Raw genomic sequence first — 20,679 nt, 5'->3', positions numbered from 1 at the left:
CTTGCTCGCGTACGTACAGCTGATGAGGTGCCAAGCCTAATCAGGCCCGCGGGCACCGGCGCGCGGCGCCCGCCTGCCGAGATGGGCGCCGCGCGCGGTGCGGTACATCGGAGCTCGCGGTCGGTGACCGGCCGGTCAGAACTTCTGCTGCTTGACCAGCTCGTCGAGCGAGAGGCCCGGCACCTCGCCCTCCGGGGTCAGCCTGTCGACGGCCGTGGGCAGGGTGCTCGCGATGTCGTTCGCCGCCTGGTCGGGGCTGACGCCCGACTCCGCCGCGACCTTCTGCAGCGTGGCGTCCGGCAGGGCCTCCTTGACCTGGTCCGGGGTCAGCTGCTCGTTCGAGCCGGTGCCGACCCAGGACTGGGCCTGCCCGCCGAGGCCCGACTTGGCGAGTGCCTCCAGGAGGCCGCCCAGCGGATTGCCGCCCGCGGAGCCGCCCTGGCCCTGGGTGAACGCCGCGAGGAGCGAGGTGAGGACCCCGCCGGCCGAGCCGCCCGCCTTGTCGCCGAGAAGGCCGCCGAGCAGGCTTCCCAGATCGTTGTCACCCGCCATGGTCACGCCTTTCAGGTCGTTCTCGGAGTCCTCGTGGTCCTCATGGACTCACTTCCGGGGTTCTTCCCGGACTCGCTTCCGGGGTCCTTCGTGGGCTCGCCTCCGGAGTCCGCAGCCCCTGCCAATGTGACCCGAACCACACCCTGTCGCCACTCGGGCGGCCCAGGTCGGCCCGCCCCGGGGAAGAGCACGGGCGGGCGGAAATTCGCTCCGCTCCGGCCGGGCGCGGACCGTACGCTCCGTTCATGACAGAGGCCCTGGACCTGGTGCGCGACCACACGATCTACTCCTGCGTGATGGGGTCGCGGGCGTTCGGCCTGGCCACGGACGGCAGCGACACCGACCGCCGGGGCGTGTTCCTGGCACCGACGCCGACGTTCTGGCGGTTCGAGAAGCCGCCGACGCATGTGGACGGTCCGGCGGACGAGCAGTTCTCCTGGGAGCTGGAGCGCTTCTGCGAGCTCGCCCTGAAGGCCAATCCGAACATCCTGGAGTGCCTGCACACGCCGCTCGTCGAGCACGTCACCGACACGGGCCGCGAACTGCTCGCCCTGCGCGAGGCGTTCCTGTCCCGGCAGGTCCACGCCACGTTCACCGGCTACGCGATGAGCCAGCGCAAGAAGCTCGACGCGGACGTCCACCGGTACGGCGTCCCGCGCTGGAAGCACGCGATGCATCTGCTGCGCCTCCTCGCCTCCTGCCGCGATCTGCTGCGCACCGGCCGGCTGACTCTCGACGTCGGCGAGGACCGTGAGGCGCTGCTCGCGGTGAAGCGGGGCGAGGTGCCCTGGGACGAGGTGTTGGACCGGATGGCGCGCCTGGGCGGCGAGGCGGAGGAAGCCGCCGCCCGCACCCCGCTGCCGGCCGAGCCGGACCGGGCCCGGGTGGCGGACTTCCTGTTCGGGGTGCGCCGGGCGTCAGCCCTTCGGTCGGAGCCGCAGCCTTGCGGGCGCTGAGGCGCCGGGCACCAGCCCGTCAGCCGGAGCCCGCAGCCCTGCAAGCGCTGAGCCCCTCGCCCTGGTTCATCGACGACGACGCACGGACGGGCGCGAGCCCCCGTCCGGCACGCCGTCGTCGATCACGCGTCCCAGAGCGCCCCGAGCGACAGCAGGTCGCTGCGGTACTCGATCCGCTCCGACCAGTCCGCCGGCCAGACCTCGTCACCCAGGTACGCCCCGGCGAACGCCCCCGTGAGGCAGGCGATCGAGTCCGAGTCGCCCGAGGTGCACGCGGCGCGGCGCAGTGCGGTGACGGGTTCGTCGACGAAGAGCAGGAAGCAGAGGAGGCCCGTGGCGAGCGCCTCCTCGGCTGTCCAGCCCGCCCCGGTCGCCAGGCACGGGTCGGTCTCGGGCGACGGTGAGCGCAGCGCCTCCTGGAGCCGTTCGAGCGCGGCCAGGCAGTCGTCCCAGCCGCGTGCGATGAAGTGCTCGGGACCGGGGTCCTGCGCGTGGGTCCACAGGTCGCCCAACCAGGCCTCGTGATAGGTCCGCCGGTTCTCGTAGGCGTACGAACGCAGCATCCCGACGAGTCCGGTCGGCTCGGCGCCCTGGGCGAGGAGGTGGACGGCGTGCGCGGTGAGATCGGACGCGGCGAGGGCCGTGGGATGGCCGTGGGTGAGGCCGGACTGCAACTGGGCGGCGCCCGCCCGCTGTCCGGCACCGAGGCCGGGGGCGAGACCGACCGGCGCGACGCGCATGTTGGCGCCGCAGCCCTTGGATCCGATACGGCTGGCCTCCCGCCAGCGCTTGCCGCGCGTGAGGAGGTCGCAGGCCTGGAGACAGGTCCTGCCGGGGGCACGGTTGTTCTCCGGCGACTGGTACCAGTCGATGAACTCCTCGCGCACGGGCCGCGTCATGCGCAGGGGCGCGAGCGTGCCACGGTCCATCGCGGTACGCAGGCCGCGCCCCAGAGCCAGCGTCATCTGGGTGTCGTCGGTGACGATCGCGGGCCTGGGCAGGGCCATCTGCCGCCAGGGCCCGCACTTTGCGAGAATCGACGGCACATCGTCGAACTCGGTCGGGAAGCCGAGCGCGTCCCCCAGGGCGAGCCCGACGAGGGAGCCGGTCGCCGCACGCTTCTTCATGAGGGTCGTCCTTCCGCGGGGGGCCTGAGCAGGGGCGGGTGCAGGGCGGTGGCCGGCCCTGCCTTGTAGAGCGCGGCGGGCTTGCCGCGGCCGCCGGTCAGCCGGGCGGCGCCGTGCACCGGTTCGACGAAGCCGGGGGTGGCGAGGACCTTGCGCCGGAAGTTCGCGGGGTCGAGCCCGGCGCCCCACACCGCTTCGTAGACCCCCCGCAGCTCGCCGAGTGTGAACTCGGGCGGGCAGAAGGCCGTGGCCAGGCAGGTGTTCTCGATGCCGGCGCCGACGCGTTCGTGCGCGTCGGCGAGGATCCGGTCGTGGTCGAAGGCGAGCGGGCCGTAGGCGCCCGTGCCGTACGGCAGCCAGTCCGCGCGGGCCGCGTCACCGCCCCCGCGCACCTCGGGCGGATCGGGTACGAGGGCCGCGAACGCGACGGAGACGACCCGCATCCGGGGGTCGCGGTCCGGGTCGCTGTAGGTACGCAGCTGTTCCAGGTGCAGCCCGGTGACATCGGACAGGCCGGTCTCCTCGGCCAGTTCGCGCGCCGCCGCCGTCTCCGCGGACTCGTCGGGCAGGACGAAGCCGCCTGGCAGCGCGAGGCGTCCCGCGTAAGGGTCCTGCCCCCGCTCGACGAGCAGCACCCTCAGCGCGCCGTCCCGGATCGTGAAGACGGCCAGATCGACGGTGACGGCGAAGGGCTCGAAGGCGTACTTGTCATAGCCCTGCACGCAGACCACCCCCCTCTCTTTATGGTCTTACCGACTATAAAGAGAGGGGGGTGGCACGGGCAAGAGTCCGGTCCCCGCCGGGGCGGGGTGCCCCGGTGCTTCTAGAGGTCGACCTCCTGCATCAGCATGCCGACCTCGGTGTTGGACAGGCGCCGCAGCCAGCCGGACTTCTGGTCGCCCAGCGCGATCGGCCCGAAGGACACCCGCACCAGCTTGTCGACCGGGAACCCGGCCTCCGCGAGCATGCGCCGCACGATGTGCTTGCGGCCCTCGTGCAGGGTGACCTCGACGAGGTAGTTCTTGCCGGTCTGCTCGACGACGCGGAAGTGGTCCGCCTTCGCGTACCCGTCCTCGAGCTGGATGCCGTCCTTGAGCTGCTTGCCCAGGTCGCGCGGGATCGGGCCCACGATGTGCGCGAGGTAGGTCTTCTTCACGCCGTACTTGGGGTGGGTGAGGCGGTGGGCCAGCTCTCCGTGGTTGGTGAGCAGGATGATGCCCTCGGTCTCGGTGTCGAGACGCCCGACGTGGAACAGCCGCGTCTCGCGGTTGTTCGTGTAGTCCCCCAGGCACTGGCGGCCGTCGGGGTCCTCCATGGTGGAGACGACACCGGCCGGCTTGTTCAGCGCGAAGAACTGGTACGACTGGGTCGCCACGGTCAGACCGTCGACCTTGATCTCGTCCTTCTCGGGGTCGACGCGCAGCCCCTGCTCGAGCACGATCTGGCCGTTGACCTCGACCCGTGCCTGCTCGACGAGCTCCTCACAGGCACGCCGGGAGCCGTAACCGGCCCGTGCGAGCACCTTCTGGAGCCGCTCGCCCTCCTGCTCGGCGCCCGGGAAGGTCTTGGGGGTCTTGACGGCCGGCCTGCCCGCGTACCGGTCGCGGTTGCGCTCCTCCTGCCGGGCGTCGTACTCCCGCGAGGTCCCCGGGGCTCCGCTGCGACCGCCACCGCGGGCGCCGGTGCCCTGGGAGGTGCGGGGGCCGCCCTTGGCGCCGCCGCGCGCTGCCGCGCCCCGGCCCCTCCTCGGCGTGCCGCCGCCGTCGGCGGGGCTCACGTCGTAGCGCCGCTCCTCGGGACGCGGCTTGCTCGGCCGGCCCTGCTTGTCGTCACGGTCGTTGCCGGCGCCACGGTAGTTCCCGCGACCGCCGCCTCCGCTGCCGCCGCGGCCACCACCGCTGCCGCCGCGACCGCCACCGCTGCTGCCGCGGCCGCCGCTGTTGCCACCACGGCTCCCGCCGTTGTTTCCGCTGCTGTTCCTGCCGCTGCTGCTGCTTCGCATCAAAAGTTCCGTCTAGTCGTCTGCGTCCTCGTAACCCGGCGCATCGGGTGCGTCCGGGTCGAACGACGGGACCCCTTCCTGCGTCTCGGCCTCGATCGCGTCCGCCTCCGGAAGGAAGGGCGCGAGTTCCGGGAGCTCGTCCAGGCCGCGCAGGCCCATCCGCTCCAGAAAGTAGTTCGTCGTCCTGTACAGGATCGCACTTGTTTCGGGTTCCGCGCCCGCCTCCTCGACGAGGCCCCTCTGGAGGAGGGTCCGCATCACGCCGTCACAGTTCACTCCGCGCACGGCGGAGACCCGCGATCGGCTCACCGGCTGGCGGTACGCGACGACCGCGAGGGTCTCCAGAGCGGCCTGGGTGAGCCGGGCCTGCTGCCCGTCGAGCACGAAGCGCTCGACCGCCGCCGCGTACTGCGGCCGGGTGTAGAACCGCCAGCCGCCCGCCACGAGCCTCAGCTCGAATCCGCGGCCCTGGACGGTGTACTCGTCCGCCAGGGCCCGCAGGGCGTCCGCCACGGCCCTGCGCGGCCGGTCCAGGATCTTCGCGAGGTGCTCCTCGGTCGCGGGCTCGTCGACGACCATCAGTACGGCCTCCAGGGCCGGCCCGAGATCCAGCTCGGCCACCCGGTCGGCCCCGGAGACGGCTTCCTGCCCGCTCGTGCCCGTCATGACTGCTTCTCCTCCACCCCGCCCCGCCCGGCCTCTTTCTCTTCACCGTCTTTGTCGGCCGTCTCGGGAGGCCTGTCGAACTCGTCCGTGACGGTCGGCTCCCCGTCGCCCTCCTCACCGGTCCAGCGCACGAGAAGCTCCCCGAGAGCTTCTTCCTGCTCCAGGCTGACGGCCTTCTCGCGGTACAGCTCGAGGAGCGCCAGGAAGCGGGCCACGACGGTCAGGGTGTCGTCGGTGTCCTCCACCAGCACCCGGAAACTCGCCTCGCCCAGCTCCCGCAGCCGCGCCACGACGAGCCCGGCCTGCTCGCGCACGCTGACCAGCGGGGCGTGGATGTGGTCGACGTACACCTGGGGCTTCGGTCTGGGCTGCATCGCCTTCACGGCGAGCCGGGCGAACCCTTCCGCCCCGATGCTGATGACGACTTCCGGCAGCAGTTCGGCGTGGTGCGGCTCCAGACCGACGGTCCGCGGGTAGCGCCGCGCCTCTTCGTCGAGCCGCTCGCTGAAGATGTCGGCGATCTTCTTGTACGCGCGGTACTGGAGCAGCCGGGCGAACAGGAGGTCACGCGCTTCGAGGAGCGCGAGGTCGGCCTCGTCCTCGACCTCGGCGGTCGGCAGCAGCCGGGCGGCCTTGAGGTCGAGCAGCGTGGCGGCGACGACGAGGAACTCGGTGGTCTGGTCGAGATCCCACTCGGGCCCCATGGCGCGGATGTGCACCATGAACTCGTCGGTCACTTTGGAGAGCGCGACCTCGGTGACGTCCATCTTGTGCCGGGAGATCAGCTGGAGGAGCAGATCGAAGGGCCCCTCGAAGTTGGCCAACCGCACCTTGAACCGCCCGTCGTCGGGCACAGGCTGTTCCGGTTCGGGTCCGGTGCGTTCCGGTTCGGCGCCCACCGACTCCTGAGCCGCCGGTTCCGGCTCGGCCTCGGGCTCCGCCGATGCTGCGGGTTCCGGCTCGGCCTCGGTCTCCGCCGACGCTCCGGGTTCCGGCTCGGGGAGGGCCTCCGGCTCGGGAACGAACGCCGCCTCAGGAACGGCCTCCGGTTCAGGCACGGCCTCGGGTTCAGGAACCACCCCCGCCTCGGGAACGAGCTCCGGCTCGGGAACCAGCCCCGGTTCCGGCGCCGGCAGGCGCGTCGTCCCCGGGCCCCGGCCCAGCGCGCGTCGCCGCGCGCCCCGGCCGGGCGTGGAGGAGTCGTCGTCGTTCGCGGGCATCAGGCGGACGTTACCGCTACCGCCCGCGCAGTCGGCGTACGAGAATGCTCGCGTCTCCGCGCGACTCCAGGTCGGCGAGCACCACGGCGACCGCTTCGCGGACGATGCGGCCGCGGTCCACGGCGAGCCCGTGCTCCCCGCGGAGCACGAGACGCGCGTGCTCGAGGTCCATCAGCTCCTCGGCGGAGACGTACACCGTGATCTTCTCGTCGTGGCGCTCACGCCCGCTGGGCCGCCGGTTGGCGGCCGCCCGGGAGCGCTTGCGCGACGACCCCGCGGGGGCAGAACCTTCCTGCGCCTGCGGCGGGCGGCGCCCCGCGGGCTTGTCGCCCTCGGTGGCGCGGCTGCGGGACTCGCCCGACTCGTCGTCCGCCGCCGCGTGTTCGGCGCTCTCGCCGCCCTCGCCGCGCTGCTTCTCCTCGGCGGCGACGGCGTCGCTCTCACCCGCCGGTGCGGGCACCCGTGCCTCGCCGTTGACCGGGCGCCTCGGAGGGGAGGCCTGGAGCCCCATCCCTCCGGTCGTACGGAACAGTTCGTCGGCCCCCGGCAGACTCACTCGGCGTGACACCGGGCGAGCACCTCCCTGGCGAGCTGGCGATAGGCGGCCGCGCCGACCGAGTTGGAGGCGTACGTCGTGATCGGCTCACCGGCGACCGTGGTCTCCGGGAAGCGCACGGTCCGGCCGATCACGGTGTGGTAGACGTGATCGTCGAACGCCTCGACCACGCGCGCGAGCACCTCACGGCTGTGCACCGTGCGGGAGTCGTACATCGTGGCGAGGATGCCGTCGAGCTCCAGGTCGGGGTTGAGCCGCTCCTGGACCTTCTCGATCGTCTCCGTGAGGAGCGCGACACCGCGCAGCGCGAAGAACTCGCACTCGAGGGGCACGATCACCTTGTGAGCCGCCGTCAGGGCGTTCACGGTGAGCAGGCCGAGCGAGGGCTGACAGTCGATCACGATGTAGTCGTAGTCGGCCATCAGCGGCTTCAGCGCCCGCTGGAGGGTGGACTCGCGCGCGACCTCGCTCACCAACTGCACCTCGGCGGCGGACAGGTCGATGTTGCTCGGCAGCAGGTCCATGTTCGGGACCGCGGTCTTCAGGAGGACCTCGTCCGCGGCCATGCCCCGCTCCATGAGCAGGTTGTAGACCGTCAGGTCGAGTTCCATCGGGTTCACGCCGAGACCGACCGAGAGCGCGCCCTGCGGGTCGAAGTCGACGAGCAGGACCCGGCGTCCGTACTCCGCGAGCGCGGCACCCAGGTTGATGGTCGACGTGGTCTTGCCGACGCCGCCCTTCTGGTTGCACATCGCGATGATCTTCGCGGGGCCGTGGTCGGTCAGCGGGCCTGGGATCGGGAAGTACGGGAGCGGGCGCCCGGTCGGGCCGACGCGCTCACGGCGCTGACGGGCAGCGTCGGGCGCGAGCGTGGCCGCGTACTCGGGGTCCGGCTCGTACTCGGCGTCGGGGTCGTAGAAGTGCCCCTCGGGCAGTTCGTCGTAGTCGGCGAAGTGGGAGCGTTCGCCACTTCGGTCGCCGGCCATGGCGTTCACGTGATGGCCATCCATGCTCTGGGGTGCTGTCTGCGTCTGCAGGGGGCTGCTCTGACGGGCGGCAAAGGTACGGACCGCGACGGAGCCGACAGCCTCGAGCCCCGCGGGACCTTGCTCCCTCGCAACCGTTCCTGGTTGACCACCCCCGGGAGTAAATGTCGACTCATTCACAAGTCGTCTTACCTCCTTGGTGACCAGGAAACTTCTAGATAGGTCAGCGTGGCACCATGCCGACGGTTGGCGACTCTATGGCGTGTCACCACTCCGCAGCAACACAATCCGCCGGACCCGGCCCGATGTGTCGGCAACGGAACACCCTTGTGTCAAGGGTGCACGGCGTCGGTTCGAAGCGTTTCGCGGGTGCGCGAATCGGTTAAAGGGTTACGTTCGAGGCGAGTTGACCAAGTCCGTATTGATGCCCAAGTGATACGCATACGGCCGGACCCCTCACAAGGTCCGGCCGCAGGCGTGAGATTGACGACTCCCGTTGACGGAAGTGGTCGAAGAGTCGTCGGCGTCAGCCGAGCAGGGACTCCAGCTCGGTGTACTCGAGGCCGTGGGACTCGGCGACCTCGCGGTAAACGACCTTGCCGTCATGGGTGTTGAGGCCCAGGGCGAGCGCCGGGTCACGGCGCAGCGCCTCGACCCAGCCGCGGTTCGCCAGCTCGACGATGTACGGCAGCGTGGCGTTCGTCAGCGCGTACGTCGACGTGTTGGGCACGGCGCCGGGCATGTTGGCGACGCAGTAGAAGACCGAGTTGTGGACCGGGAAGGTCGGCTCGGCGTGCGTGGTCGGGTGCGAGTCCTCGAAGCAGCCGCCCTGGTCGATCGCGATGTCGACAAGGACACTTCCCGGCTTCATGCGGGAGACGAGCTCGTTGGTGACCAGCTTCGGGGCCTTGGCGCCCGGGATGAGGACGGCACCGATGACGAGGTCGGCCTCGAGGCACGCCTTCTCGAGCTCGAAGGCGTTGGAGACGACGGTCTGGATCTTCGTACCGAAGATCTTGTCGGCTTCCTTGAGCTTGTTGATGTCGCGGTCGAGCAGGGTCACGTGGAAGCCCATGCCGATGGCGATCTGCGCGGCGTTCCAGCCGGAGACGCCACCGCCGATGACGACGGCCCTGGCGGCGAGCACGCCCGGGACACCGCCCGGCAGGACACCGCGGCCACCGTTGGCGGCCATCAGCTGGTAGGCGCCGACCTGCGGGGCCAGGCGGCCCGCGACCTCGGACATCGGGGCGAGCAGCGGGAGCGCGCGGTTGGCGGTCTCGACCGTCTCGTAGGCGATGGCGGTGGTGCCGGACTCCAGGAGCGCGTCCGTGCACTCCCTGGAGGCGGCGAGGTGCAGGTAGGTGAAGAGCGTCTGGTCCTTGCGGAGGCGGTGGTACTCCTCCGCGATCGGCTCCTTGACCTTCAGGAGCAGGTCGGCGATGGCCCAGACCTCGTCGGCGGTGCCGAGGATCTGCGCACCGGCCGAGACGTACTCCTCGTCCGGGATCGAGGAGCCGACACCGGCGTTCTGCTCGACGAAGACCTGGTGGCCGTTGCGCACGAGCTCGTGCACACCGGCGGGGGTGATGGCCACCCGGAACTCGTTGTTCTTGACCTCGCGGGGGATGCCGACCTTCATCGTCGATCACGGTCCTTGGCTCAGGGATTTCTCGGGCAATGCACTACATACCTGTGCGTCAGGGGGCGCACCGGGAGACACCACGGAAGTACGCGGCGGAGCCAGTCTAATGAAGGATTTCTAGCTGTCTAGCCTTTCAAAGCATCAATCTTCTTCGGATGCACTGCGGATTTCGTAGGTCTCAGCGCTCTGCTCTGGGGTCTCTCCTTCGACCGGCAGCTCCTCTCCCAGCATGCGCTCGGCCGCACCACGGTGCAGCTTCGCGGCCGCGGGGTCGCCGAGCCGGTCGAGCGTGTCGGCCAGGCGGAGCTGCAGCGCGGCCTGCAGTCGCACGTCCTTGGCCCGGCGTGCCCACTCGACCGCTTCCTGGCAGGTGTGCAGCGACTCCTCGGGCCGCCCCGCGTACTCCTGGACACGCGCCATCTCGCTCAACGCCCGCGCCTGCGCCGCGACATCACCCTCCTTGCGGTACCCGGCGGCGGCCGAGCGCCAGTTGCGCAGCGCGTCGCCGTAGCGGCCCGCGTAGGTGCTCACCGTGCCGATGCGGCCGTGCAGCCGCGCGGCGTCGGCGCGCTCGCCGCGGGTGAGCCGCTGGGCGAGGGCGCGCCCGTACCAGTCGGCGGCCCGGTACCAGTCCCCCAGCTCCTGGTACGTGCCGCCTACGGATTCCATCGCGCGGCCGGTCGCGTACGGGTCCCTGGCCTCACGTCCGGCGTCCAGAGCGGCCCGGTAGCGGGTGAGCGCCGCCTGGGTGCGGCCGGTCCGCGCGTCGAGGTCGGCGAGGTTCAGGAGGGCCGCGGCCTTCTCACGGGGGAGGTTCCTGCGCTCGGCGACGTCGAGGACGAGGCGGTGGATGCCGTAGAGGTCGGGGGCGGCGGCCTCGGCGCCGACATGTGCGGCGAGGGCCCGCGCCAGGGCCGCCATCAGGCGCCTGGCCAGGGTGTCGAGCTCCCCGTCGGCGACGGCGAGGCGGGCGGCGGCCAGAAGCGCGGGGCGGCGGGCCCGCAGCCACTCGGCGCCCGCCGCGGGGCTCGGGAAGCGCAGGGCGCGGGGCAGCCCCGCGAGCTTCTTGCGGGCGGGCGAGCCGTCCGGTTCGGTGACCGCACGGCAGGACTGGAGCAGCCGGACCGTGCGCTCCAGCATGCGGGCGCGGGCGAGCTGCACCTCGCCCGGCCGGTCGTGGGTCTCGGTCAGGCCGCGCAGGAGCGGCATCAGGCAGCCGGGCACCTCGTACTGCGGCAGCTCGGAGTCGATCCGCCGGACCAGGCCGAGCACCGTGAAGTCGTCGAGGGTGGTCTGCGCGGCGGAGACGGAACAGCCGGCCAGCGCGGACGCGGTGTGCGGGTCGACATGACCCTCGGGGGCGAGGGACAGGTAGCGCAGTATCCGCGCGGCGGGCACCGGCAGGGACGCGTAGGCGTGCTGGAAGACACGGGCGAGCGCCGACCCTTCGTCCGCCTGGGCGTGCAGCTGCTTGGCCAGGTCCGCCACGGCCTCCTTGGGGCGTACGGCGAGCCAGCCGCCGGCCAGCATCAGCGCCGCGGGCTGTGCCCCGCACTCCTCGACGAGGGATTCCGCGGAGCGCGGGTCGACGGTGATGCGGACCGATCCGGTGTGCCGGCCGAGCAGCTCCAGGGCGGATTTCGTGTCGAGGCCGCCGAGTGTGCAGGGGCGCACGTCGGAGATTCCGGTCAGTGGCCCCTCGGACACGGCGACGACCAGACAGTCGGGGGTTTCGGGGAGCAGCGGATCGACCTGTTCGGCGTCCGCCGCGTCGTCGAGGAACAGCACGACCCTGCGGACGGAGAGCCCTTCGCGCAGCCGCTCGGCGAGGTCGTCCTCGCCTTCGCCGGGAGGCGCCGGCAGATCGAGGGTGTCGAGGAGTTCGCGTGCGGTGCGTTCGGTGGGGACGCGGGTGCCGTCCGGGGCGGTGAGGCGGGTCCGCAGGATGCCGTCCGGGTAATCGGCGGCGACCTGGCCCAGGAGCTCCTCGGCGAGCGCGGTGCGACCGGATCCCGGGCGGCCCGCGATGAGCAGGACGCGGGCGCGTGGCGCCTTGCGCCCGGCGATCGTGTCGAGTCCCGCGCGCTCGATGTCGGCGCGAAGTTCCTTCAACTCACGGCTGCGGCCGAGGAACTGACTGCCCTTCAGTCCGTCCTTCGGTTCGACCGCCTGATCCGTCACGGGCCACGCTCCGTCCACCTGCGCCGAACCCGCCGGGGTTCGGGCGGGACGCTTTGAGAGCCTAGTTCAGGCGGAACGGCGTTCCCTGGCGGGCGGCGCGACGGTGTCCCTCGATCGGATCAGCGGATGGTGTGACCGGAAGGGCCGATGGGATCAACCCCTCCGGCGCACAGCCGCTGCCTACGCCTCGAACGGCCGGGCGGGCCAGGGCGCCTCGGCCGGCCGCAGCGACTCCACGCCGTCGCCGGCCTGCACGGCGGTCAGCGCGAGCGCCCCCACCACCAGGCAGTTGTTGTGCAGCTCGCCGGCCAGCACACCGCGTACGAGCTCCCCCAGGGGGACGCGGGCCAGCTCCATGTCGGCCTCCTCGTCCTCCACCTCGAAGCGCTCGCCCTCCGCCTCGGACAGGTCGCGGGCCAGGAAGATGCGGACGGCCTCGGAGCAGCCGCCGGGCGTCGTGTAGACGTCGGTGAGGACGCGCCAGTCCTCCGCCTTGACGTGCGCCTCCTCGTAGAGCTCGCGCTGGGCCGCGTGCAGCGGGTTCTCGCCGGGGATGTCGAGGAGTCCGGCCGGGATCTCCCAGAGCTTGTGCCGCACGGGGTGGCGGTACTGCTTGAGGATCAGGACGCGGCCCTGGTCGTCGAGGGCGAGGACGGCGACGGAGCCGGGATGGACCTGGTAGTCGCGGCGGACGACCGAGCCGCCGGGCATGACCACATCATCGGTGCGCACAGAGGTCTTGTTCCCGACGAAGGGTGTCTCGGTCGCCCGGACCTCCCACTCCTCGGCGGTGTCCTTGATCGTCGTCATGTCGACACGTCCTCCTACGCACGTAAACAGAAACCGGGGCACGCACCCCAAAAGGCACGCACCCCGGCAACCGTACAACCCATGTCCTACACGGCTTACTTGGCCTTCTTGCCGTTCGCGGCGGCGCCGGTCTTGCGCTCGACGGCCGCCTTCACCAGGCCCGCGAAGAGCGGGTGCGGGCGGGTCGGGCGGGAGCGGAGCTCGGGGTGCGCCTGGGTCGCGACCAGGTAAGGGTGCACGTCGCGCGGGTACTCCACGTACTCCACGAGCTTGCCGTCCGGCGACGTGCCGGAGAACTGCAGACCGGCCTTCTTCTCCAGCTCGGCGCGGTAGGAGTTGTTCACCTCGTAGCGGTGACGGTGGCGCTCCTCGACGTACTCCTTGCCGTCGTACACCTCGCGCGCGATGGAGCCCTCGGCGAGCTTCGCCGGGTACATGCCCAGCCGCATGGTGCCGCCCATGTCGCCCTCACCGGCGACGATGTCGAGCTGCTCGGCCATCGTGGAGATGACCGGGTGCGCGGTGGCGGCGTCGAACTCGGTGGAGTTCGCGTCGGGGATGTCGGCCAGGTTCCGCGCGGCCTCGATCACGATGCACTGCAGGCCGAGGCAGAGGCCGAGCAGCGGGATCTTGTTCTCGCGGGCGAACTGGATCGCGCCGACCTTGCCGGACACGCCGCGGTCGCCGAAGCCGCCGGGAATGCAGATCGCGTCCACGTCGCCGAGCTGCTTCTTGGCGCCCGCCGCGGTCTTGCAGTCGTCGGACGTGACCCACTTGATCTTGACGCGGGCCTTGTTGGCGAAGCCGCCGGCGCGCAGCGCCTCGGTCACCGATAGGTAGGCGTCGGGCAGGTCGATGTACTTGCCGACGAGCGCCATGACGATCTCGTGGTCGGGGTTGTGGACGCGGTCGAGCAGGTCGTCCCAGGTCGTCCAGTCCACGTCACGGAACGGCAGGTCCAGCTTGCGGACCACGTAGGCGTCCAGGCCCTCGGTGTGCAGGACCTTCGGGATGTCGTAGATCGACGGGGCGTCGATGGCCGCGACGACGGCCGCCTCGTCGACGTCGCACATCAGGGAGATCTTGCGCTTGATCGCGGTGGGCACCTCGCGGTCGGCGCGCAGGACGATCGCGTCCGGCTGGATACCGATGTTGCGCAGGGCGGCGACCGAGTGCTGGGTCGGCTTGGTCTTCAGCTCACCGGAGGGGCCGATGTAGGGCAGCAGCGAGATGTGCACGACGAAGACGTTGTCGCGGCCGACCTCGTGGCGGACCTGGCGGACGGTCTCCAGGAACGGCAGGGACTCGATGTCGCCGACCGTGCCGCCGACCTCGGTGATGACGACGTCGACGTCGTCCGTGGCCATGCGGCGGATGCGGTGCTTGATCTCGTTCGTGATGTGCGGGATGACCTGGACGGTGTCGCCGAGGTACTCGCCGCGCCGCTCCTTGGCGATGACCTGGGAGTAGACCTGGCCGGTGGTGACGTTGGCCGTGCCGTCCAGATCCACGTCGAGGAAGCGCTCGTAGTGGCCGATGTCCAGGTCGGTCTCGGCGCCGTCGTTGGTGACGAACACCTCACCGTGCTGGAACGGGTTCATCGTGCCGGGGTCGACGTTCAGGTACGGGTCGAGCTTCTGCATCGTGACCCGCAGACCACGCGCCTTGAGGAGCGCACCCAGGCTGGAGGCCGTCAGCCCCTTGCCGAGGGAGGAGGCGACACCCCCGGTGACGAAGATGTGCTTGGTCGTCGTGGATTTGGGCGTCATGGCCAAGAGGGGGCTCCCGTGGTCGCGGTCTGGAATGCGTACCGGCTTGCCTGGTCCGGAGATTTCCGGGGGTGCCGTCGCTGCGGGTTCGGGGGCTTCGACTGCTTGCAGAAGCGCACCGGTCCACGGGCTACCAGGGTAACAGCGAGTGGGCGAGGCTGCTTCCGGCCACGCTCCGCACATGCCTCACCACGGCATCACCGAAACCTCACCCGCCGCTCACTCTTTCGGCGCACCTTCGTTGCCGGGAGCGGCGCGCGGATCACTGCGCTGCGTCGTATCCTGCTCGGACACTCGCTGCCGAGCCAGGCCGGCAAACGGCACTACCCCCGCCCGTTACTCCCGGAACAAGAGCTCGTCAGTTCGTTTCTCATGACGACGCACCAATACGAACCCTTGACCGCAGAGACCGCAGAGCGATCGCCCTTCCGGGGGCGTACGTGGCCGTTCGACTGGAGATGCACGTGGCCGGGCGCATCGAGGACTACGCACTCATCGGAGACATGCAGACCGCTGCCCTGGTCTGCCGGGACGGAACAGTCGACTGGCTGTGCCTCCCACGCTTCGACTCGCATGCCATTTTCGCCGGCCTGCTCGGCACCGAGGAACACGGCTTCTGGCGGCTGGGACCGGCGCACGCGCCGGAGGCCGAGCCACCGACCGCGGCGCGCCGGACGTACCGCGGCGATTCCCTGATCCTCGAATCCGAGTGGGACACCCCCCGCGGCACGGTCCGCGTGACCGATTTCATGCCGCCGCGTGACGGCGCGCCGCAGCTGATCCGGATCGTGGAGGGCATCAGCGGCCGCGTCCCGATGCGCTCGGCGCTGCGCATGCGTTTCTCCTACGGCCGGATCGTGCCGTGGGTGCACAAGGTCGACAGCCGTACGGTCGCGGTCGCGGGCCCCGACTCGGTGTGGCTCGACTCGACCGCGGAGACGTACGGCAAGGACCTGACGACCTACTCGGACTTCACGGTGGCGCCGGGCGACCGGATCGCGTTCACCCTCTCGTGGCAGCCCTCACACCTGAAGCCGCCGGCCCTTCCCGACCCGGAGGGGTCTTTGGAGGCGACGGAGGAGTTCTGGGGCGAGTGGGTCGAGCACTGTACGTACCACGGGCCCTACCGCGAGGCCGTGGTCCGTTCGCTGATCACGCTCAAGGCCCTGACGTACGCGCCGACCGGCGGCATCGTCGCCGCGCCGACGACGTCGCTGCCCGAGGAGATCGGCGGTGTCCGCAACTGGGACTACCGCTACACCTGGCTGCGCGACGCGGCGATCACCCTGTCGTCGATGCTGCGCACCGGCTACCGCGAGGAGGCCCGTGCCTGGCGGGACTGGCTGCTTCGCGCGGTCGCCGGCGACCCCGAGAACCTGCAGATCATGTACGGGATCGCGGGCGAGCGTGAGCTCGGCGAGGCGGAGCTCGACTGGCTGCCCGGCTACGAGAACTCGGCCCCGGTGCGGGTCGGCAACGGCGCGGCGCACCAGCTCCAGCTCGACGTGTACGGCGAGGTCACCGAGGCGCTGCACCTGGCGCACATGACGGGCCTGACCCGCAACGACTACGCGTCCCTGCTCCAGCTCAAGCTGATCCGCTACCTGGAGAAGCACTGGGACGAACCGGACGAGGGCATCTGGGAGGTGCGCGGGCCGCGCCGGCACTTCGTTCACTCGAAGGTGATGGCGTGGGTCGCCGTGGACCGCACCATCAAGCTCATCGAGTCGGGCGACGCGGACGGGCCGCTGGAGAAGTGGCGCGAACTGCGCGACGACATCCACCGGGACGTGTGCGAGCGGGGCTACGACAAGGAACGCAACACCTTCACGCAGTCGTACGGCTCGAAGGAGCTGGACGCCTCGCTGCTCCTGATCCCGCAGATGGGCTTCCTGCCGCCCGACGACAAGCGCGTCATCGGCACGATCGAGGCGATCCAGCGGGAGCTCTCGACGCCGGACGGGTTCATTCTGCGTTACCCGACGACGGGCGAGGACGCGGGCGTCGACGGGCTGGAGGGCGACGAGGGCGCTTTCCTCGCCTGCTCGTTCTGGATGGCCGACGACCTCGCCATGATCGGTCGCGTGGACGAGGCCCGCACGCTCTTCGAGAAGCTCCTGTCGCTGCGCAACGACCTTGGGCTGCTCGCGGAGGAGTGGGACTCGCGTCTGCAGCGCCAGGTCGGCAACTTCCCGCAGGCGTTCAGTCACGTCCCGCTGATCGACACGGCCCTGCGGCTGACGGCCTCGGGGGCGTACGGCGGCTAGAGCGGCTCCCTGATCACCTTTCCGGCGGCGCGTTCCCCTGCGGGACGCGCCGCCGGCGACGTCGGTCCACGTTCTGCCCGGCGGCCGGAGGTTTTCCCGGAACGTGCGCGCAGGTAGCGTCCGCACCATGGACACTCAGGCCCCCCACAACAGCACGCCCGGCACCCAGGGCGGCATCACCGTGCAGCGGGCCCTGGAACTGCCAGGTCTGCGCAGCGGACTCCCGGAAGTCGTGGCGGGCGGGGACCGGCTGCAGCGCACCGTGCGCTGGGTGCACGCGGGCGAGGTGCCCAACATCGCCTCGCTCCTCAAGGGCGGCGAACTTCTCCTGACCACCGGGTTCGGCATCGGTACGCGCCCCGCCGAGCAGCGGGCCTTCGTCCGCAAGCTCGCCGACCGCGGCATCTCCGCGCTCGTCATCGAGCTGGGCCAGCGCTTCGCGCGCCTTCCCGCCGCGCTGGTGGAGACCGCGCGCGCGGCCGGCCTCCCGCTGGTGCAGCTGCACCGTGAGGTGCCGTTCGTGACGGTCACCGAGGAGGTCCACACCGAGATCGTCAACGGGCACTACGCGCTGCTCCAGCGCGCCGAGGAAGTGCACCGGCGCTGCACCGAGGCTCTGCTCGGCGGCGGCGGAGTGCCCCAAGTCCTGCGCATTCTCGCGGAGTTCAGCGGCAACCCGGTGTTCCTGGAGACGGCCGACGGGCAGCTCCTGTACGCGGCCGGGGGCGAGCCCGAGGTCGCCGACCCGCTCCAGGTGTGGGAGGGGATGCGCGGCAAGCCCGCCGACCGGGACGAGCCGCCGGCCGGGGCCGTACTCGTCGACGTGCCGGGCGGCGGGCCCGGCACCGGGTCCGTGCGGGCGCGCCTCGTCCTGCTGCCGGTCGCGGCCCCGCCGGCGCCCGTGCACCGCATCGCGGCGGAACGGGCGGCGAGCAGCCTCGCCGTCGTCCTGATGCAGGCCCGCCAGGAGGAGGAGCTGGCGGCGCGCGGCCGTGGCGACTTCCTCACGGATCTCGCGGAGGGCCGGATCACGCCCGACGACGCCCCGGCGCAGGCGCGCGTCCTCGGGTTCAGGCCGGGCGGCCAAGGGCCGCTGCTGCCGGTCGTGATGCGGCTGCCCGAGGCCTCGGTGGGCGCGGTGGGCCTCTCCCCCGGCGGCGGCTGGGCGGTGCTCGCCCGGGCGGTCGCCGAGGAGCTGGCCGTGGTCGGGGTTCCGGTCCTGCTCGGCGTACGGCCCGTCGAGGGGCGCGTCCCCCTGCTGCTCGGGCTGCGGTCGGACTCGGAGCGCACGGCGGTCGCGGACCGGGTGGCGGCGGCGCTGCGGGCGGGCGTCGAGCGGGCGGGCATGCGGCGGGCCGGGACGCAGCCGCCGGTCGTCGTGGTCGGCGGCGCGGGCGGCTGGGCCGCGGCCGCGGCCGGCCTGCGGCACGCGGCCGAGACGGCCACGGCGGCGCAGGGTCTGTCGGACCGGCCCTGGTACGACGCGCGGCGCCTCGACATCGACCTGCTGCTGTGGCGGCTGCGGGACCATCCGGACCTGGCGGCGTTCGTGGAGCGGGCGATCGGCCCTCTCCAGGCGCACGACCGCCGCGCCAAGCCCCCGCTCCTTCCCACGCTCCAGACGTACCTGGCGCACGCGGGCCGCAAGGCGGAGACGGCCCGAGAGCTCCACCTGAACCGTCAGACGCTCTACAACCGCCTCGCCCGCATAGGGGAGTTGCTCGGCACGGACCTGGACGACCCGCAGACGGTACTCGCGTTGAGTCTGGCGCTGCGGGCGCGCAGGCATGTGGGGTGAGCGTGCCGCCAGGCCCCGGCCGGGTCAGCCCGGCAGCCGGGCTCCCGTCAACTCGTCGTAGACGCTGAGCACTTGGGCCACCGTCTCGTCCTCCGTCGGCCACGACGCCGCCTGCAGCGTGCCGCGCTCCTTGAGCTGGTCGCGGCGCTCGGGGTCGGACAGGAGGCGGATGACGGTGTCGGCGAGGGCGCGCGCGTCGCCGTAGGGGACGAGTTCCGCCGCGTCGCCCACGAGTTCGGGGATGCCTCCGACGTCGGTGGCGACGAGCGGTACGCGCGCGTGGAGTGCCTCCTGCGCGAGGACCGAGCGGGACTCCCAACTACTGCCCAGCAGAGCCACATCGGCGGCTGCGAGCAGCTCGGAGACGTCGTCCCGGCGCCCCACGAGCCGTACGGGCAGCTGCTCGCTCTCGATCCGGCGCTGGAGCGCGCCCCGCTCCGGCCCCTCGCCCGCGATGACGAGAAGCGGCACGGGATCGAGGTGGCGCCAGGTGCGCGCGGCGTCCAGCAGTGTCCCGTAGCCGCGGTGCTTCACGAGGCTGCCGACGGCCATCAGCAACGGCCTCTCCACGGCACCGAGTTCGGCCCGCGCCTTGTGCTGCAGGCGCTCCGGGTCCTCGGGTCCCTCGGGCCCGGGCAGCGGCGCGGCTTCCGACGAGTCGGGGCGGCGCGGCGCCGGGAAGGCGACCGCGGCCAGCCGGGCGTCACGGGCGCCACGGACACGCGCTCGCTCGACGAGGTCCGAGGAGGTGCCGAGGACCACGGACGCGGCCCTCGCCACGCGCCGTTCGAGCAGCCGCAGCAGGTGGGCGCGGGCGCCCTCGGCGTGGGAGCGGGTGTGCCAGGTGACGACGAGGGGCGTGGCCTTGCCGCTGAGCGCGAGGGACGCGCGGAGCCCGGCGTGCAGCCCGTGCGCGTGGACGAGGTCGGCGTCCGCGCAGGCGAGCCGGAGCGCCGCGACGGATCCGGGGTCGCTGCTGCGGGGCACGGCGACGTGCTGGGCGCCGACGTCCGCGAAGCCGTAGACGTGCGCGACCTCCGTGGGGGCACAGACGGTGACGCGTACTCCCCTGGCGACGAGCCCGGCGGCCAGCGACCTCACGTGCGTGCTGCTTCCGGCGCTGCCGCCTCCCAGCACTTGCACGGTGCGCAGCGGCGACTGGCCGTGCGCTGGCTGGCTGCTCACGTGACTCACGTGGCCGGGGCTCCTGGGTCGGTCGGTGCGGGACGCTCGGGGATGTCGCGCCGTAACGGTATGGGCCAAGGATGCCAGCCCGTACGGGCGTTCCGGCACCGAGCCGGAGCCCCGACCGTGTCGGAGTGGGCAACACGTCGCACGGGATCACCCACACGCGTGAATTCAGGCGTGCCGGGCTGACTTCACCCCACGGGCCAGTGCGGTCACTTTGTCCCCGTATGCCGCGGCGAGGACCAGTCCGGCCGCGTGTACGAGGAGTCCGGCGCGCCCGTTGCCCGCGACGACGGCGACGCCGAGCGCCGCGCCCAGGGCGTGCGCCCCGGTGTCGCCGATCATGGTGCGCCCGTCGAGATCCTCCGGCAGGACCGCCGCCACCGCGCCCATGGGGGCCGCGGCGAGGGCCCCCGCCAGCAGTCCGGGCGCCCCGAGCGCGAGCACGGCCGCGGCAGCCCGCCCGGGCCGTACGTCCACCAGGTTCACGAGGTGCGCCGCGCCGGCGATCACGACTCCGGCGAGCGCCTTGTCCACGGCCCGTTCCTCGAGCAGCGCGCCGGCGACGAGCCCCGCGGCGGAGATACCGATCAACTTCACGGCCCCGCTGGTCAGTTCTCCGTCGCGCAGCGCCGACAGATGGGCCCGGAACCCGCTGCGCGGATCACCTGCTCCCGCCACGTCGTCGTACGCGCCGCACGCCCCCGCGGCGAGCACGGCCAGGACGGCGGCCCGGCGCTCGGGCCCCGAGGTGACGGCGGCGGCACCGGCGACGGCCCCGGCCACGACGGCCGGCCCGGCGTACAGGTCGACCGCCCGGCCCGCGAAGTTCGTCCGCTCCCACACAGCAGACCCACCCGGTTCGGCCCGCCGCAGCGCCGCATACCCGGCCCGGGCCACGACGGCACCCGCCGCGAGAGCAGCGAGACGGCCCACCCCACGCTTCGCCACGGGCC

The 20,679-nt window shown here is 71.9% G+C and carries 17 protein-coding genes; 3 read left to right on the top strand and 14 right to left on the bottom strand.

The window, feature by feature from the left end; all coding sequences use genetic code 11:
- Nucleotides 1–135: 135 nt before the first annotated feature.
- On the bottom strand, nucleotides 136–552 hold the full coding sequence (locus ACFC96_RS27685; RefSeq protein ID WP_376256917.1) for a YidB family protein: 417 nt from the start codon (nucleotides 550–552) through the stop codon (nucleotides 136–138).
- Nucleotides 553–797: 245 nt separating this feature from the next.
- Here ACFC96_RS27685 and ACFC96_RS27680 point away from each other — a divergent pair, with 245 nt between their 5' ends.
- Complete coding sequence (locus ACFC96_RS27680) at nucleotides 798–1,508, top strand: DNA polymerase beta superfamily protein (protein WP_376614647.1); 711 nt, start codon at nucleotides 798–800, stop codon at nucleotides 1,506–1,508.
- Nucleotides 1,509–1,630: 122 nt separating this feature from the next.
- Here ACFC96_RS27680 and ACFC96_RS27675 read toward each other — a convergent pair whose 3' ends face one another.
- The 11 genes from ACFC96_RS27675 to ACFC96_RS27625 all read right to left on the bottom strand — a co-directional run bounded on the left by ACFC96_RS27675 (nucleotide 1,631) and on the right by ACFC96_RS27625 (nucleotide 14,470).
- Nucleotides 1,631–2,635, bottom strand: a complete 1,005-nt coding sequence (locus ACFC96_RS27675) for an ADP-ribosylglycohydrolase family protein (RefSeq protein WP_376614645.1) — start codon at nucleotides 2,633–2,635, stop codon at nucleotides 1,631–1,633.
- On the bottom strand, nucleotides 2,632–3,357 hold the full coding sequence (locus ACFC96_RS27670; RefSeq protein WP_376256911.1) for an NUDIX domain-containing protein: 726 nt from the start codon (nucleotides 3,355–3,357) through the stop codon (nucleotides 2,632–2,634). Before ACFC96_RS27670 ends, ACFC96_RS27675 begins: the two co-directional genes overlap by 4 nt.
- A gap of 101 nt (nucleotides 3,358–3,458) precedes the next feature.
- Complete coding sequence (locus ACFC96_RS27665; RefSeq protein WP_376614643.1) at nucleotides 3,459–4,637, bottom strand: pseudouridine synthase; 1,179 nt, start codon at nucleotides 4,635–4,637, stop codon at nucleotides 3,459–3,461.
- A gap of 12 nt (nucleotides 4,638–4,649) precedes the next feature.
- Nucleotides 4,650–5,303: an SMC-Scp complex subunit ScpB gene (gene scpB, locus ACFC96_RS27660; protein WP_376256907.1), complete on the bottom strand. Its 654-nt coding sequence runs from the start codon at nucleotides 5,301–5,303 to the stop codon at nucleotides 4,650–4,652.
- Nucleotides 5,300–6,523: a segregation and condensation protein A gene (locus ACFC96_RS27655; protein ID WP_376614641.1), complete on the bottom strand. Its 1,224-nt coding sequence runs from the start codon at nucleotides 6,521–6,523 to the stop codon at nucleotides 5,300–5,302. Before ACFC96_RS27655 ends, scpB begins: the two co-directional genes overlap by 4 nt.
- Before the next feature lie 16 nt (nucleotides 6,524–6,539).
- Nucleotides 6,540–7,091 (bottom strand): hypothetical protein, encoded by a 552-nt coding sequence (locus ACFC96_RS27650; RefSeq protein ID WP_376256903.1) that lies wholly within the window; start codon nucleotides 7,089–7,091, stop codon nucleotides 6,540–6,542.
- Complete coding sequence (locus tag ACFC96_RS27645) at nucleotides 7,076–8,245, bottom strand: ParA family protein (RefSeq protein WP_116502892.1); 1,170 nt, start codon at nucleotides 8,243–8,245, stop codon at nucleotides 7,076–7,078. The genes ACFC96_RS27650 and ACFC96_RS27645 overlap by 16 nt, the downstream gene beginning before the upstream one ends.
- A 346-nt stretch (nucleotides 8,246–8,591) precedes the next feature.
- Nucleotides 8,592–9,707, bottom strand: a complete 1,116-nt coding sequence (gene ald / locus ACFC96_RS27640) for an alanine dehydrogenase (protein ID WP_376256901.1) — start codon at nucleotides 9,705–9,707, stop codon at nucleotides 8,592–8,594.
- A 144-nt stretch (nucleotides 9,708–9,851) separates the two neighbouring features.
- Nucleotides 9,852–11,891: a tetratricopeptide repeat protein gene (locus ACFC96_RS27635; protein WP_376256899.1), complete on the bottom strand. Its 2,040-nt coding sequence runs from the start codon at nucleotides 11,889–11,891 to the stop codon at nucleotides 9,852–9,854.
- Between the two features lie 180 nt (nucleotides 11,892–12,071).
- Nucleotides 12,072–12,701: an NUDIX hydrolase gene (locus ACFC96_RS27630; RefSeq protein WP_340460642.1), complete on the bottom strand. Its 630-nt coding sequence runs from the start codon at nucleotides 12,699–12,701 to the stop codon at nucleotides 12,072–12,074.
- Nucleotides 12,702–12,796: 95 nt separating this feature from the next.
- A complete protein-coding gene (locus tag ACFC96_RS27625; RefSeq protein ID WP_376256897.1) occupies nucleotides 12,797–14,470 on the bottom strand; it encodes a CTP synthase in 1,674 nt (557 codons plus the stop codon).
- 458 nt (nucleotides 14,471–14,928) lie between these two features.
- On the opposite strand from ACFC96_RS27625, the gene ACFC96_RS27620 reads away from it, so the two are divergent.
- On the top strand, nucleotides 14,929–16,737 hold the full coding sequence (locus ACFC96_RS27620) for a glycoside hydrolase family 15 protein (RefSeq protein WP_326716150.1): 1,809 nt from the start codon (nucleotides 14,929–14,931) through the stop codon (nucleotides 16,735–16,737).
- Nucleotides 16,738–16,864: 127 nt separating this feature from the next.
- Nucleotides 16,865–18,535, top strand: coding sequence for a PucR family transcriptional regulator (locus tag ACFC96_RS27615; protein WP_376614639.1), 1,671 nt, complete (start codon nucleotides 16,865–16,867; stop codon nucleotides 18,533–18,535).
- Nucleotides 18,536–18,559: 24 nt separating this feature from the next.
- On the opposite strand, the gene ACFC96_RS27610 is transcribed toward ACFC96_RS27615, so the two are convergent.
- Together ACFC96_RS27610 and ACFC96_RS27605 are read right to left on the bottom strand one after the other, a co-directional pair.
- The gene (locus ACFC96_RS27610) at nucleotides 18,560–19,729 is read right to left on the bottom strand and encodes a glycosyltransferase family 4 protein (protein ID WP_376614638.1); all 1,170 of its coding nucleotides are present in this window, start codon (nucleotides 19,727–19,729) and stop codon (nucleotides 18,560–18,562) included.
- A 165-nt stretch (nucleotides 19,730–19,894) separates the two neighbouring features.
- Nucleotides 19,895–20,659, bottom strand: coding sequence for a hypothetical protein (locus ACFC96_RS27605; protein ID WP_376614636.1), 765 nt, complete (start codon nucleotides 20,657–20,659; stop codon nucleotides 19,895–19,897).
- Nucleotides 20,660–20,679 lie beyond the last annotated feature (20 nt).

Origin of the sequence: Streptomyces sp. NPDC055955 (assembly GCF_042270245.1) — a bacterium.
Classification (GTDB): Bacteria; Actinomycetota; Actinomycetes; order Streptomycetales; family Streptomycetaceae; genus Streptomyces.
Note: the sequence above shows the minus strand (reverse complement) of the source record. Positions and strands in the feature narration are given on the sequence as shown.